Below are 15,761 nucleotides of genomic sequence, written 5' to 3'. Positions count from 1 at the left end.
TCCTGAAATTAATCTTGCTGAAACTCTTGAATGTGCAACACGACACTTTTGCCTTGTCGAGGGGTGGCCAAAAAGCCTTTGAACGTCCAGACACTGCCCACCGCTTGCTTGACCAGTCTTTCGGCAATGGACCCGATGGCCAAAGCGCGAATTTTCAACTGGACTTTTCGGTTTTGCCCAGCCTCTTGAACTTCAGAGGCGTGCTCGAGGATCACATCCAGAGCAGGCAAACCGGCAGGTGTGTATCGCAAAGCGGCTTGCTCGGCAATACAGGCGGTCAGTTCGGTACGGTTCACTCCTCAACAGGCACGTGTCAAGCGGCGAATTCGGCTTGTTGTGACTTGCGGGCTTCTTCGCGCTCAACAGTCTTCATCATGGACGAAGGAGCGGTGTCGGCCTTTTTCTTTTGCACAGTCAGGTGACGCAAAACGGCATCGTTGAACTTGAACGCGTGTTCCAGTTCAGCCATCACGGCCTGGTCGGCTTCGATGTTCACGCACAGGTAGTGGGCTTTGCCCAGCTTGTTGATCTGGTATGCCAACTGACGGCGGCCCCAGTCTTCAACACGGTGGATATTGCCACCGCCGGCAGTGATCATGCCTTTGTAACGCTCCAGCATGGCTGGAACTTGTTCGGACTGATCGGGATGGATCAGCAAAATGATTTCGTAATGACGCATTGAGACTCCTTGCGGTTAACCCAAAAGGTTGGAAAAGCTGCCCCCAGCGTCTGTCGGGGTGCAGCAAGGCGAAGCCTCAGATTATAGCGTCAAATTCACAGTCCCGGATAGCGTCCAAGCGAAGGGGCAGCATCCTGCGCTGATGGGACATGGGACCCCGTTGGAGGAGACAAGAGCCAGGTGGCCAAAATCATGGCCGCAAATCCGACGGGAACACCAAAAACCCCCGCAGACAAAGGCTGAATGCCGAACCACAAACCTCCAAGAGGGTCCAAGCCGAGCGCATGTCGCAAGCCTTGGGCGTTCGAGACGAGGTAATAAACGGTCACGGCCAGACCAGACAACATGCCAGCCACAACGGCTTTGCGGTGTACGCGTTGCCAGACCATGCCCAGCACCATGCCCGGGAAGAACGCTGCTGCAGCCAAAGAAAACGAGGCAGAAACCAACGCCAGAATTTGGGCTGGCTTGAAAGCGGCCACCACCGCCGCAAGCATGGCCACCGCCAGCAAGGCGAATTTAGACAGGATCACACGCCCTTCCGCCGATTTGGGCTTGCGCGCCCTGCCCGGCCCAATGTCGTGCACCAATGCATTGCTGATGGTCAGCAACAGACCATCTGCCGTGGACAGGGCTGCGGCCAAGCCCCCGGCTGCCACCAAACCCGAAACAACAAACGGCATCCCGCCCAATTCGGGGGTCGCCAGCATGATCATGTCCGCACCGAGCTTGAGCTCACCCAATTGCAAAACCCGATCGCCATTGACGTCCGAGATTTCCAGCAAGCCTGAATCCACGCGAGCCCATTGCGCTATCCAGCTGGGCAAATCCTCAAAGCTGCTGCCCACCAAGTTGTTCAGCACTTCGAACTTCACCAGCACGGCCAATGCCGGCACGCTCAGGTACAGCAAACCAATGAAAAACAAAGACCACGCCACCGAAGAACGGGTTTCAGCCACCGATGGCAAGGTGTAAAAGCGGGTCAGCAAATGCGGCAAACCTGCAGTCCCCACCATCAAGCAGAAAATCAAGGCCATGAAATTCAACCTGGACTCGTTGAATTGCTTGACCTGCTGGGGATTGCCGTCTGGTTGCCCCTGAAAAGCCTGGGCATGCGGCGGCATGCCCCCGAGCGGCAATGACCGCTCTTGGTTGTCCAGCATGGCCTTGGTCCACTGCTCTTTGGCTGCAGCGGGATCTTTGGGCACCGCCAACAATTCTCGGCGCGCTTTGGCGATCGACGCAAAGTCGGCCCCCTGTGATTTCAATTCACGGATCTCATCTTCCAGTGATTGGCGAAGGTCGACCATGGCACGGTCTACGTCGACCAATCGGGCCTCAAACACGCGGGCTCGGCGTGCATACTCCTCACGAACTTCGATTTCAGCCGGATCATGGATCAGCCTTTTCTCAATGGCTTCAATGCGAGAAAGCTGCGCTCCATAGGCCAGCGGCGCCACAGGTGAACCCAATTGTTGGTAAGACAACCAGGACACGGGGATCAGAAAAGCCAGAAGGAGCATGATGTATTGCGCCACCTGAGTCCAAGTGATGGCACGCATGCCACCCAAGAATGAGCACAACAACACCCCGCCCAGTCCAAGCAAAATGCCGATCTCGAACTGAACACCCGTCAAGCGCGATGCAATCAGGCCAATGCCATAAATTTGCGCGACCACATAGGTAAACGAACAAAGCACCGAGGCCAGGGCCGCAATGATGCGGGGCCAGCGCCCACCAAAACGGCGGTCGAAATAGTCAGGCAATGTATACAGCTGCATGGCACGCAATTGCGGCGCGATCAAAAAGGCCACCAGGCAAAAGCCTCCCGTCCAGCCCATCACATAGGCCAAACCACCGGGCTGCTGACCACTGCCCGAAAACCCTTGCAAGTAAAGCGCACCGGCCAAGCTGATGAAAGAGGCGGCGCTCATCCAATCAGCAGCGGTGGCCATGCCGTTGTACATGGCCGGAATGCGTCGCCCGGCCACATAGTATTCATCCTGATCGGAAGTTCGCCCCGATATGCCGATCAGGGCGTAAATCATCACCGTGCTGAACAAAAAAATGGGGCCGATCAGGTTGCGTGACAGGCCCCATTGCTCAGCCCAAGCCATCGCCCCCATCAAACTGAGCAAGATGACGATGTAAATGAGGACATTGCGATGAATTCGCCAACGGTAAGCTGTGGTGATATCTGCTTGCGCCAACTTGCTCATCGCATGCCCTGAGAAGGGTTTAAGAACCCAACGACGTCCAAGTCTCGATGACCGTATCAGGGTTCAGCGAAATCGAACTGATGCCACGGTCCATCAACCAGTGCGCAAAGTCAGGATGATCGCTGGGACCCTGACCGCAAATGCCGATGTATTTGCCCTGCGCCAAACAAGCTTTGATGGCTTGCTCGATCAAGGCCGTCACGGCAGGATCACGCTCATCAAAGTCCACCGCCAGCAATTCCATGCCAGAGTCCCGATCCAGGCCCAGCGTGAGCTGGGTCAAATCGTTGGAGCCGATCGAGAAACCATCAAAGAATTCAAGGAAGCGCTCGGCCAGAATGGCGTTGCTGGGCACCTCGCACATCATGATGACCTTCAGACCGTTCTCGCCACGGCGCAAACCTTGGCTGGCCAACAGCTTGGTGACCTTCTCTGCCTGACCCAAAGTACGGACAAAAGGCACCATGACCTGCACATTGGTCAACCCCATTTCACCGCGCACCCGCTTGAGGGCTTCGCACTCCATGGCAAAGGCCTCGCCAAAATCTTCGCTGATGTAACGCGCAGCGCCCCGGAAACCCAACATCGGGTTTTCTTCTTCAGGCTCGTAACGGCTGCCACCGATCAGCTTGCGGTACTCGTTGCTCTTGAAATCCGACAAGCGCACGATCACCGGCTTGGGCCAGAACGCAGCCGCAATGCTGGCCACACCTTCTGCCACTTTGTCGACATAAAAAGCACGTGGCGAGGCGTGACCCCGGGCCACAGACTCCACTGCTTTCTTCAAATCCGCATCGATGGCCGGATAGTCCAGGATCGCCTTGGGGTGCACACCGATGTTGTTGTTGATGATGAACTCCAGGCGGGCCAAGCCCACACCTGCATTGGGCAGCTGCGCAAAATCAAATGCCAGCTGAGGGTTGCCCACGTTCATCATGATCTTGGTTTTGATCTCGGGCAGCACGCCGCGCTGGATCTCGCTGATTTCGGTTTCCAGCAGGCCATCGTAAATGTGACCGGTATCGCCCTCTGCACAGCTGACGGTGACCAAGGTGCCTTCGCTCAATTGCTCAGTGGCGTTGCCGCAGCCCACCACAGCGGGAATGCCCAACTCGCGCGCGATGATGGCGGCGTGGCAGGTGCGCCCGCCTCGGTTGGTGACGATGGCGCTGGCGCGCTTCATCACGGGTTCCCAGTTAGGGTCGGTCATGTCGGTCACCAGCACGTCACCGGGCTGAACCTTGTCCATCTCGCTGATGTTGTGCACCAAGCGCACGGGGCCCGTACCGATCTTCTGACCAATGGCACGGCCTTCGGCCAGCACAGTGCTCTTGCCCTTGAGCTTGTAACGCAGTTCTGGCGTGCCCTTGGCTTGGCTCTTCACGGTCTCGGGACGTGCCTGCAAGATGTACAGCTGGCCATCCGTCCCGTCCTTGCCCCACTCGATGTCCATCGGACGGCCATAGTGCTGCTCAATGACCAGCGCATATTTGGCCAATTGCTCGATTTCGGCATCGGTCAGGCTGTAACGGTTGCGCAATTCAGCAGGCACATCAACGGTTTTGACCAACTTGCCCGAAGCGGCTTTTTCTTCGGGACTGGCAAAAACCATCTCGATCAATTTGGAGCCCAGATTGCGGCGAATGACGGCGCGGTTACCAGCAGCCAGCATGGGCTTGTGCACATAAAACTCGTCGGGGTTCACCGCACCTTGCACCACGGTTTCACCCAAGCCATAGCTGGACGTGATGAAAACCACCTCTTCAAAACCAGACTCGGTGTCGATGGTGAACATCACACCGGCGGCGCCCAGATCAGAACGCACCATGCGCTGCACACCCGCCGACAAGGCCACATCGGCGTGAGCAAAGCCTTTGTGCACACGGTAGCTGATGGCTCGGTCGTTGTACAAGGAGGCAAACACCTCTTTCATCTTGTGCAGCACATCTTCGATGCCCACCACATTGAGGAATGTTTCTTGCTGACCGGCAAAAGAAGCATCCGGCAAGTCTTCGGCTGTGGCGGAAGAGCGGACGGCGAAAGAGGCTTGCGCATTGCCGCCTTGCAGACGGATGAATTCTTCACGGATGGCTTTTTCCAGGTCCGCGGGAAAAGGCTGCGCCTCCACCATGGCACGGATCTCGGCACCGACTGCGGCCAAGGCGCGGACATCTTCGGTGTCCAGCGCATCCAAGCGCGCATTGATGCGGTCCGTCAAGCCATCGAACTTCAGGAATTCACGGAAAGCATGGGCGGTGGTTGCAAAACCGGTGGGCACGCGGACACCCGAAGGCAGCTGGGAAATCATCTCCCCCAGACTGGCGTTTTTGCCCCCAACCGACTCCACATCGGTCATGCGTAACTTTTCAAACGGGACGACCAAAGCGGCCGCATCAAACAAAACAGACATGAGAAGCTCCAAAGTTAAAAACTGGGCTCCATGTGTCAGGCAGGGTAATGTTGTTCTTTGGATGGAACCGCAAACCTGAGGGCCATGGATAATCATTTCATTTTAGGGGCTTGTCCGCCCCTGCCCTTTGAAATATTTTCTGATCAACATGTCCAAACGCACCGTTTTTTTTGTCTCCGACGGCACCGGCATCACTGCTGAAACTTTTGGAAATGCCATCCTGGCCCAGTTCGACATGAAAACAAGGCATGTTCGTCTGCCCTTCACCGATACGATCGACAAAGCGCATCAGGCGGTACGCCAGATCAACCACACGGCAGAAGCCGAAGGCAATAAACCCATTGTGTTCACGACCTTGGTCAACATGGATGTGCTCAAAGTACTCCAGGAACATTGCCAAGGCATGCTCTTGGACATGTTTGGCACTTTTGTGAACCCTTTGGAAAACGAACTGGGCATCAAATCTCACCACCGTGTTGGTCGGTTTTCAGATGTGAGCAAAAGCAAGGAATACCACGACCGGATCGAAGCGATCAACTTCTCGCTGGCCCATGACGACGGGCAATCGAACCGGGATTTGGAGTCGGCTGAAGTGATCCTGGTCGGTGTCAGCCGCAGCGGCAAAACCCCCACCAGCCTTTATCTGGCCATGCAGCATGGCCTGAAGGCTGCCAACTACCCCTTGATTCCGGAAGACTTTGAGCGCCGGCAACTGCCGCCTGCCCTGGTGCCGCACCGCAAAAAGATTTTTGGCCTGAGCATTCAACCAGAACGCCTGGCCGAAATTCGCTCAGAACGCCGCCCCAACTCACGCTATGCGAGCCTTGAAAACTGCCGCATGGAAGTCTCAGAAGCCGAGGCCATGATGCGCCGATCAGGCATTCGTTGGCTGTCCACCACGACCAAGTCGATCGAAGAAATCGCCACCACCATCTTGCAGGAAATCCGCCCCGAAAGGCTCATTTATTGAGTCGCCCGCTACAGGCGGGTACGACTGGCTGGAGCCATCACTGGGCCAATGTGGCGGCAATGCGCTCCGCCCACTGGCGAGCCTGAACAGGATCCCGAGCCTCCACCATCACGCGCACCAAAGGCTCTGTACCACTGGCCCGGATCAACACCCGCCCGGCGTCACCCAACTCGGTTTCCGCTGACTTGGTGGCATCCCACAAAGGCTTGTGGCCTTGCCAATCAAAGCCCGGCTGCAAGCGCACATTGATCAAGGTTTGTGGAAACAGATCAATACCGTGCAGCAACTGCGCCATGGTCTGGCCGCTGCCCACACAGGCCTGCAAGACCTGCAGTGCACTGACCAAGCCGTCGCCTGTGGTGTGCTTGTCCAAGGCCAGCAAATGGCCCGAACCTTCACCGCCGAGCAACCAGCCTTTGTCGTGCAAGACCTCCAGCACGTAGCGATCACCCACCTTGGCCCGCACGAACTGAACGCCCTTCTTTTTGAGAGCCACTTCGACCGCCATATTGGTCATCAAGGTGCCCACGGCCCCCGGCACGGCTTCATCGCGTGCCAAGCGATCGGCCACCATCAAATACAACAACTCATCACCATTGAACAAGCGGCCCGAGGCATCCACCAGTTGCAATCGATCGGCATCACCGTCCAAGGCCACACCGTAATCGGCCTGATGGTCCTTGACCAGTTGAACCAAGGCTTCGGGATGGGTGGCCCCCACACCCTTGTTGATGTTCAGACCGTCAGGAGAACATCCCATTGAAATGACCTCAGCGCCCAGTTCGTGAAACACCTTGGGGGCGATTTGGTAGGCGGCGCCGTGTGCGGCATCGACCACGATCTTCAAACCCTTGAGGGTCAGATCGTTGGAGAAAGTACTCTTGCAAAACTCGATGTATCGGCCAGCCGCGTCGTCCAAACGACGTGTTTTGCCCAATGCGGCCGAATCCACCCACACCGGCTCTTCCAACAATGCGGCTTCAACAGCCTCTTCCCAAGCGTCGGACAACTTGGTGCCCTGGGCGCTGAAAAACTTGATGCCGTTGTCAGCAAACGGGTTATGACTGGCGCTGATGACCACACCCAAGGATGCCCTTTGGGCACGTGTCAAATAGGCGACGGCAGGCGTAGGAACGGGGCCCAGTAAAACCACATCCACACCCGCAGAATTGAAACCGGACTCCAGCGCACTCTCGAGCATATAGCCCGAAATGCGTGTGTCCTTGCCAATCAACACGGTCGGGTGCGCTTCTTGAGACTTCAGCACCCGCCCCACCGCATGCGCCAGCCGCAAAATGAAGTCTGGGGTGATGGGCTTTTGCCCTACCGTGCCGCGAATGCCATCTGTGCCGAAATATTGCCGAGCCATGTCAACAGTCCTGAAATTTGTAATCAATCGTCGATTTTATGTCCGACAAGCATACTTAAAGCGTCAATGTTCGCCACTGCACACCATCAAGCATTTTCTTGCATGGCACGCCAGACTTTGAGTGCATCCACCGTGTCTTTCACGTCGTGCACACGGACCACAGCAGCGCCCCGCTCTACCGCCAGCAAAGCGGCAGCCACGCTGGCTGTTTGACGTTGTGAAGGTTCCGGGGCCTGGCTCTCTTGCACGAGCACCGCCCCCAAGGAGGACTTGCGCGACCACCCCGCCAAAACCGGCCGCCCCAGACGCTGCAGATCGGCCTGACGCGCGAGCAAACGGAAATTTTGCGCCACCGTTTTACCAAAACCAATGCCGGGATCCAGAACCACGCGCTGCGCAGCCACGCCCAATGCCTGAAGGCTCTGCAATCGCTGCGCCAAGAACGCTATGACAACCTCCATCACATTGCCGTCCATTGTGTGCAATTGCATGGTTTGGGGGTCGCGATGCATGTGCATCAAGCACACCCCGCAGGTCGGATGCGCTGCTACAACGGCCTCGGCGCCTGGTTGGCGCAAAGCCCAGATGTCGTTGACAATGTCCACGCCCAAATCCAGCACGGCTTGCATCACCTCGGGCTTGTAGGTGTCTACAGAAATCGGCACCTGCCAACGAACCAGCTCTTTCAAAACAGGCGTCAAACGAGCCAACTCTTGCTCGGCAGGTACCACGTCGGCACCGGGCCGCGTGGACTCACCGCCCACGTCCAGAATGGCGGCACCGTCTTTCAGCAATTGCTCGGCATGCTCCAGTGCAGCCCGCGTGTCCTTGTAACGGCCACCATCAGAAAAAGAATCTGGCGTCGCATTCACAATGCCCATCACCTGTGGGCGGGACAAATCGAGATCAAAACGTGTGGTTTGCCAACGCATGTCCATGAAAAACTCCTTGATTTCTTGCCCACCATGCAAAACGGGGCACAAGGCCCCGTTTGCATGCAGCTTGTTGTGAATCAAACAGCTGTGGTGGCAGGTTCTGCTTGAACCGCTGGTGTACCGCCCGCAGAACCACCACCCGAAGGCGGGTTGCGAGGTGTCCAGTCCTTGGGCGGAAGCGGCTCGCGCCCGGCCATGATGTCATCAAGCTGGTCCTTGTCGATGGTTTCCCACTCCAGCAAGGCCTTGGCCATGGCATGCATCTGCACGCTGTGCTCTTCAATCAAGCGGCGAGCCAGTTTGTACTGCGCATCGATGATGCTGCGCACTTCGGCATCCACCTTTTGCATGGTCGATTCGCTCATGTTGGTGGTCTTGGTCACGGAACGGCCCAGGAACACTTCCCCTTCGTTTTCAGCATAGACCATAGGGCCCAGCGCATCGGTCATGCCGTAGCGCATCACCATGTCACGGGCAATTGATGTGGCACGCTCAAAGTCATTGCTGGCGCCGGTCGTCATCTGGTTCATGAAGACTTCTTCGGCAATGCGGCCACCGAACAACATGCTGATCTGGTTCAGCATGAACTCCTTGTCATAGCTGTAGCGGTCTTGCTCAGGCAGACTCATCGTCACACCCAGGGCGCGCCCACGAGGAATGATGGTGACCTTGTGAACCGGATCACACTTGGGCAGCAGATTGCCAATCAGGGCATGACCCGCCTCGTGGTAGGCGGTATTGCGCCGCTCATGCTCTGGCATCACCATGCTCTTGCGCTCGGGGCCCATGAGGATTTTGTCCTTGGCCTTTTCGAAATCCTGCATTTCGACGACACGCGCGTTACGTCGAGCTGCCATCAAGGCCGCTTCGTTGCACAGGTTGGCCAAATCAGCGCCGCTCATCCCGGGGGTGCCACGTGCGATCACACCGGCATTCACGTCCTGGCCAATCGGCACCTTGCGCATGTGCACGTTCAGAATCTGCTCACGGCCGCGGATATCGGGCAGCGTCACGTACACCTGACGGTCAAAACGACCTGGACGCAGCAAAGCGGCATCCAGGATGTCGGGGCGGTTGGTGGCAGCGACCACGATGACACCCAAGTTGGTCTCGAAACCGTCCATCTCGACCAGCATCTGGTTGAGGGTTTGCTCACGCTCATCGTTGCCACCGCCCAAACCGGCACCACGCTGGCGACCGACCGCATCGATTTCATCAATGAAGATGATGCAAGGCGCATTCTTTTTGGCGTTTTCGAACATGTCTCTGACGCGGGCGGCACCCACACCGACGAACATTTCCACAAAATCGGAACCCGAAATGCTGAAGAAAGGCACCTTCGCTTCACCGGCGATGCCCTTGGCCAGCAAGGTTTTACCTGTACCCGGCGGGCCAACCAGCAACAAACCACGGGGAATACGACCACCGAGCTTTTGAAACTTTTGGGGATCTTTCAGAAAGTCCACGACCTCCTTGACTTCCTCCTTGGCCTCGTCGCAACCAGCCACATCCGCAAACGTGACCTGGTTGTTGTTTTCGTCGAGCATGCGCGCCTTGGACTTGCCAAAGCTGAAGGCACCACCTTTGCCGCCGCCTTGCATCTGGCGCATGAAATACACCCAGACACCGATCAGCAACAACATGGGACCCCAGCTGACGAGCAAGCTCATGAGCAAAGAGCCTTCTTCACGAGGCTTGACATCAAATTTGACACCGCTGTTGATGAGGTCACCCACAAGACCACGGTCCAGGTAGGTGGCAGTCGTCTTGATGCGTCGATCGTCGTTGGTGGTCGCAAGGATTTCTGTCCCGCCAGGACCTTCTTGAATGGTCGCGGTCTTGATGCGGTTACCGCGCACTTCTTCTAGAAAGTCCGAATACCCGACGGCATTCGCGCCCGCAACGCCACGGCCGTCAAACTGTTTGAACACAGTAAACAGCACCATGGCAATCACCATCCAAACGGCAATCTTGGAAAACCAGGGGTTATTCAAGCGAGGCTCCAATTAAAAAAAGTACTGTTGTCATTTTAGGCCTGTGCACTGACGTTTCCTTGCGCCAGACGGTGTTTTGACCCTGTAAAACACGGGAATTACTCTGCCCGAGGTGAGATCAGGCCGACACCAACTAAAAAAGTCTCAGATGACTTGTCACGAGATGATTTGGGCTTGATCGGTTTGACCACTTTGAAAGTGGCTTTGAACAGCTTGACCAACTGGCTGTAGCCACTGCCATGGAAGAGTTTGACCACCAGCGCCCCTTGAGGCTTGAGGTGGTTTTGTGAAAAGTCCAAAGCCAATTCAATCAAATGAGCGATGCGGGCTGCATCGGTGGAATCGATACCCGACAAATTAGGGGCCATGTCGGATACAACCACATCGGCATGGCGACCAGCCATGGCCGTCTCCAGCTGCGCCAGAACCTCTTCCTCTCGAAAATCTCCTTGAATGAACTGCACGCCTTCAATCGGGTCCATCGGCAGTAGATCCAGCGCCACAATCGTGCCATTGAGCTCGCCAACTGCAGCGCCATCGGGCGACATGCGACGTCGCAGGTACTGACTCCAAGCCCCCGGGGCAGAACCGAGATCCACAACCAGATGCCCCGGACGGATCAAGCCCATGGTCTCATCGATCTCTTTGAGTTTGTAAGCGGCACGCGCCCGATAGCCCTCTTTATGGGCCAACTTCACATACGGATCGTTGACATGGTCATTTAACCAAGCTTTATTGACCTTTTTACTTTGTGTTTTTACTTTCATTCCTGTCCGTCCTTGCGAGGATAATAGCGCTATGCCTCAAATTCAACTCACTCCAGCAGAGCGTAAGGTTTACCGCGCAGATGCACACCACCTTGATCCCGTCGTCATGATCGGCGGCGATGGCCTGTCGGCCGCCGTGATCAAGGAAACCGAAGCGGCGCTCAATGCCCATGGCCTGATCAAGATCCGGGTTCTGGGCGACGATCGCGCTGCCCGCGAAGCCATGTTCATACAGTTGGCAGATCAACTCAATGCGGCCCCCATCCAACACATCGGCAAACTGCTGATCCTGTGGCGACCACAAGCCGAAAAAGCCAAGGAATTTGACGAAGATCGTAAAGCGGGTCCACGTGACTTCAAAATCCTGAAATACAGCAAGCGCGGAGGCCAACGTCCGGAAGTCAAAACCCTGCGCGTTTTGGGCAACCAGCGCCTGACCGCTGGCGGACAGATCAAACGCGCCAAGCCCAAGCAAAAGTCGGTCAAAAAAGGCCGCCTGGACTGATTGAACTGCAGACAAGCCACCAGGCTTGCCTGAAACCCTCAAGCCTGATTCTGCCTACGGAGAATCAGGCTTTTTTCATGGCAATCAGATGTAGGAAACACCAACGATTTCGTAACGGCGCACACCACCTGGGGCCTGCACTTCTGCCACATCACCCTCTTCTTTGCCAATCAAGGCGCGGGCAATTGGGCTGCTGATGTTGATCAGCCCAAGTTTCAAATCGGCCTCGTCCTCACCGACGATCTGGTAGGTCACGGCATCGCCCGTACTTTCGTCTTCCAGCTCTACGGTTGTGCCAAAAACCACACGGCCACCAGCATCCACTGTCGCAGGATCAATGATCTGTGCAGCCGACAGCTTCCCTTCGATTTCTTGAATTCGACCTTCAATGAAACCTTGCCGGTCTTTAGCAGCATCGTATTCGGCGTTTTCGCTCAAGTCACCTTGCGCACGTGCCTCAGCAATCGCCTGAATCACAGCAGGACGGTCCGAGGTTTTCAAGCGGTGCAGCTCCTCTTTGAGCTTCTCGGCGCCGCGTTTGGTGATTGGGATGGTCGACATAAGGGGTTCTCCAAAAGCAAACCGCCGAGAGTTATCTCTCGGCGGTGGTATTTGCCATTATGCCCTGCGATGTTTTGCAGGGCTTGGGCATCAAGCCGTCAATTGAGCGTGCATTTCCTGAACAGAAATCACGTCCAGCTGGTCCATGTACTTCATGCCTTCAACAGCCGCTTCCGCGCCTGCGATGGTTGTGAAGGTGGTGACGCGGTTAAGCAAAGCCGAGGTGCGGATATGGCGTGAGTCGGCGATCGCATTGCGGCGCTCTTCCACCGTGTTGATGACCAGCACCACTTCGTTGTTCTTGATCATGTCCACAATGTGCGGGCGACCTTCGGTCACCTTGTTCACTGTGGCACAGGCCACGCCAGCGGCATTGATCGCCACCGCCGTGCCTTTGGTCGCGATCAATTCAAAGCCTTGGGCCACCAATTGGCGAGCCACTTCAATGGCGCGAGGCTTGTCGTTGTTTTTGACCGAAATGAACACCTTGCCCGAAGGCGTGCCGTCGGCTTTGGAAGGACGCGGCAACTTGGTGCCTGCACCCATTTGGCTCTTCACAAAAGCTTCACCAAAGGTCTTGCCCACGCCCATGACTTCTCCGGTCGACTTCATCTCTGGGCCGAGAATGGTGTCCACGCCTGGGAACTTCACGAACGGGAACACCGCTTCTTTCACGCTGAAATAAGGGGGCGTGACTTCTTTGGTGATGCCTTGCGATGCCAGAGTTTGGCCCGCCATGCAGCGTGCAGCCACTTTGGCCAACTGGATACCAGTGGCTTTAGACACGTAAGGCACGGTGCGGGAAGCGCGGGGATTCACTTCCAGCACATAGATGACATCTTTGCCATCGATGTTTTGAATCGCGAACTGAACGTTCATCAAACCGACCACGTTCAAAGCACCGGCCATGGCCGCTGATTGGCGCTTGAGCTCATCCACCGTGGCAGACGACAAAGAGTAAGGCGGCAAAGAGCAAGCCGAGTCACCGCTGTGCACGCCCGCTTGTTCGATGTGCTCCATCACGCCACCGATAAAGGTCTTGCCTTCGGGGTCGCGCAGGCAGTCCACATCGCACTCGATCGCGTCGTTCAGGAAACGGTCCAGCAGCACGGGCGAGTCGTGCGAGACTTTGACCGCTTCACGCATGTAGCGCTCGAGGTCACGTTGCTCATGCACGATTTCCATGGCGCGACCACCCAGCACGTAGCTGGGGCGCACCACCAAGGGGTAACCCAAGGCGGCGGCTTTTTCCAAGGCTTCTGGCTCGGTGCGGGCCGTGGCGTTAGGCGGCTGGCGCAGACCGAGGTCTTGCAGCAATTTCTGGAAACGCTCGCGGTCTTCGGCCGCGTCGATCATGTCGGGGCTGGTGCCAATGATGGGCACGCCAGCGGCTTCCAAATCCAGCGCCAATTTCAAAGGCGTTTGACCGCCGTATTGCACGATCACGCCAGTTGGCTTTTCCTTGTCGACGATTTCAAGCACGTCTTCCAAGGTGACGGGTTCAAAGTACAAACGGTCCGAGGTGTCGTAATCGGTCGACACGGTCTCGGGGTTGCAGTTGACCATGATGGTTTCGTAACCGTCTTCGCGCATGGCCAAAGCGGCGTGCACACAGCAGTAGTCGAACTCAATGCCTTGACCAATGCGGTTCGGACCACCACCCAAGACCATGATTTTCTTGTTGGTCGTGGGTTCGGCTTCGCACTCACCGTCGCCGTTGCCTTCGTAGCACGAGTACATGTAGGCGGTGTCGGTGGAGAACTCGGCCGCGCAGGTGTCCACACGTTTGTAGACGGGACGAATGTTCAAGGCATGGCGACGGGAACGCACCACATGCTCGGTGGTCTTGAGCAACTTGGCCAAGCGGCGATCCGAGAAGCCTTTCTTCTTGAGCGCACGCAACTCGTCTACCGTGATGGCTTCGAGCGTCGTGGTTTCCAATTCCAGTTCGATCTTGACGATCTCTTCGATCTGCACCAAAAACCAAGGGTCGATCTTGGTCAAGGCAAACACCTCGTCCACGCTCAAACCCATGGCAAATGCATCGCCCACGTACCAGATGCGCTCAGGACCAGGCTCACCCAGTTCTTTTTCGAGCACTTCGCGGTCTTGGGTTTTTTCGTTCATGCCATCCACGCCGACTTCTAGGCCGCGCAGGGCTTTCTGGAAGGACTCCTGGAAGGTCCGGCCCATGGCCATCACCTCGCCCACCGATTTCATTTGGGTGGTCAGGCGGCTGTCGGCCGTCGGGAATTTTTCGAACGCAAAACGTGGGATCTTCGTGACCACGTAGTCGATCGAAGGCTCGAACGACGCGGGGGTGGCACCACCTGTGATTTCGTTGCGCAACTCGTCGAGCGTGTATCCCACAGCCAGCTTGGCCGCGACTTTTGCAATCGGGAAACCCGTGGCTTTGGAAGCCAATGCCGATGAACGCGACACGCGTGGGTTCATCTCAATGACAACCATACGGCCGTCTTTGGGGTTGATCGAGAACTGCACGTTCGAGCCACCCGTGTCCACCCCGATTTCACGCAACACAGCCAAAGAGGCGTTGCGCAAAATTTGGTATTCCTTGTCGGTCAAGGTTTGTGCAGGGGCCACGGTGATCGAGTCACCCGTGTGCACGCCCATGGGGTCCAGGTTTTCAATCGAGCAAATGATGATGCAGTTGTCCGCCTTGTCGCGCACCACTTCCATCTCGTACTCTTTCCAGCCGAGCAAAGACTCTTCAATCAACAGCTCGGTGGTGGGCGAGGCTTCCAAGCCGCGCTTGCAAATGATTTCGAATTCTTCAGGGTTGTAGGCGATGCCGCCACCCGTACCACCCAGCGTGAAGCTGGGGCGGATGACTGTTGGGAAACCCAAGGTCTTTTGCACATCCCAAGCTTCTTCCATACTGTGGGCGATGCCCGAGCGCGCGGAACCCAGACCAATCTTGGTCATGGCATCTTTGAACTTCAGGCGGTCTTCGGCTTTGTCGATGGCTTCAGGCGTCGCGCCGATCAGCTCAACCTTGTACTTCTCGAGCACGCCGTTGTGCCACAAGTCCAAAGCGCAGTTCAGTGCGGTTTGGCCACCCATGGTGGGCAAGATGGCATCTGGGCGCTCTTTGGCAATGATCTTCTCAACCGTCTGCCAAGTAATGGGCTCGATGTAGGTGACATCGGCTGTGGCCGGGTCGGTCATGATCGTGGCTGGGTTGCTGTTGATCAAGATGACTTTGTAGCCCTCTTCACGCAAAGCTTTGCAAGCCTGCACGCCAGAGTAGTCGAACTCGCAAGCCTGACCAATGATGATCGGGCCTGCGCCAATGATGAGGATGCTTTTGAGGTCGGTGCGCTTTGGCATG

12 protein-coding genes are annotated in these 15,761 nt (G+C 56.6%); 2 read left to right on the top strand and 10 right to left on the bottom strand.

Going from position 1 to position 15,761, the window contains the following annotated elements; all coding sequences use genetic code 11:
* Positions 1–8: 8 nt before the first annotated feature.
* The 4 genes from priB to ppsA all read right to left on the bottom strand — a co-directional run bounded on the left by priB (position 9) and on the right by ppsA (position 5,308).
* Entirely contained in the window at positions 9–296 is a 288-nt protein-coding gene (priB, locus tag B9Z43_RS02530; protein WP_108322560.1) for a primosomal replication protein N, read from the bottom strand.
* A 17-nt stretch (positions 297–313) separates the two neighbouring features.
* The gene (rpsF, locus tag B9Z43_RS02525) at positions 314–679 is read right to left on the bottom strand and encodes a 30S ribosomal protein S6 (protein WP_108322559.1); all 366 of its coding nucleotides are present in this window, start codon (positions 677–679) and stop codon (positions 314–316) included.
* A gap of 95 nt (positions 680–774) precedes the next feature.
* A complete protein-coding gene (locus B9Z43_RS02520) occupies positions 775–2,898 on the bottom strand; it encodes a VC_2705 family sodium/solute symporter (protein WP_108322558.1) in 2,124 nt (707 codons plus the stop codon).
* Positions 2,899–2,917: 19 nt separating this feature from the next.
* A complete protein-coding gene (ppsA, locus tag B9Z43_RS02515; RefSeq protein WP_108322557.1) occupies positions 2,918–5,308 on the bottom strand; it encodes a phosphoenolpyruvate synthase in 2,391 nt (796 codons plus the stop codon).
* 148 nt (positions 5,309–5,456) lie between these two features.
* Between ppsA and B9Z43_RS02510 the strand changes: the two genes are divergently transcribed.
* Positions 5,457–6,278: a pyruvate, water dikinase regulatory protein gene (locus tag B9Z43_RS02510; protein ID WP_108323179.1), complete on the top strand. Its 822-nt coding sequence runs from the start codon at positions 5,457–5,459 to the stop codon at positions 6,276–6,278.
* A gap of 37 nt (positions 6,279–6,315) precedes the next feature.
* Here the strand turns inward: B9Z43_RS02510 and glmM are convergent, their stop codons facing one another.
* From glmM to B9Z43_RS02490, 4 genes are all read right to left on the bottom strand, one after another.
* Positions 6,316–7,647, bottom strand: a complete 1,332-nt coding sequence (gene glmM, locus B9Z43_RS02505; protein WP_108322556.1) for a phosphoglucosamine mutase — start codon at positions 7,645–7,647, stop codon at positions 6,316–6,318.
* 86 nt (positions 7,648–7,733) lie between these two features.
* Positions 7,734–8,579 (bottom strand): dihydropteroate synthase, encoded by an 846-nt coding sequence (gene folP / locus B9Z43_RS02500; RefSeq protein WP_108323177.1) that lies wholly within the window; start codon positions 8,577–8,579, stop codon positions 7,734–7,736.
* Between the two features lie 80 nt (positions 8,580–8,659).
* On the bottom strand, positions 8,660–10,576 hold the full coding sequence (gene ftsH / locus B9Z43_RS02495; RefSeq protein ID WP_108322555.1) for an ATP-dependent zinc metalloprotease FtsH: 1,917 nt from the start codon (positions 10,574–10,576) through the stop codon (positions 8,660–8,662).
* A gap of 98 nt (positions 10,577–10,674) precedes the next feature.
* Positions 10,675–11,343: an RlmE family RNA methyltransferase gene (locus B9Z43_RS02490; protein WP_108322554.1), complete on the bottom strand. Its 669-nt coding sequence runs from the start codon at positions 11,341–11,343 to the stop codon at positions 10,675–10,677.
* Positions 11,344–11,374: 31 nt separating this feature from the next.
* Here B9Z43_RS02490 and B9Z43_RS02485 point away from each other — a divergent pair, with 31 nt between their 5' ends.
* On the top strand, positions 11,375–11,848 hold the full coding sequence (locus B9Z43_RS02485) for a YhbY family RNA-binding protein (RefSeq protein ID WP_108322553.1): 474 nt from the start codon (positions 11,375–11,377) through the stop codon (positions 11,846–11,848).
* An 84-nt stretch (positions 11,849–11,932) separates the two neighbouring features.
* Here B9Z43_RS02485 and greA read toward each other — a convergent pair whose 3' ends face one another.
* Together greA and carB are read right to left on the bottom strand one after the other, a co-directional pair.
* The gene (gene greA, locus B9Z43_RS02480) at positions 11,933–12,409 is read right to left on the bottom strand and encodes a transcription elongation factor GreA (RefSeq protein WP_108322552.1); all 477 of its coding nucleotides are present in this window, start codon (positions 12,407–12,409) and stop codon (positions 11,933–11,935) included.
* A 90-nt stretch (positions 12,410–12,499) separates the two neighbouring features.
* The gene (gene carB / locus B9Z43_RS02475) at positions 12,500–15,760 is read right to left on the bottom strand and encodes a carbamoyl-phosphate synthase large subunit (protein WP_108322551.1); all 3,261 of its coding nucleotides are present in this window, start codon (positions 15,758–15,760) and stop codon (positions 12,500–12,502) included.
* Position 15,761 lies beyond the last annotated feature (1 nt).

The sequence above is a fragment of the Limnohabitans sp. MMS-10A-192 genome (genome assembly GCF_003063335.1).
Taxonomy (GTDB): domain Bacteria; phylum Pseudomonadota; class Gammaproteobacteria; order Burkholderiales; family Burkholderiaceae_C; genus Limnohabitans_A.
Note: the sequence above shows the minus strand (reverse complement) of the source record. Positions and strands in the feature narration are given on the sequence as shown.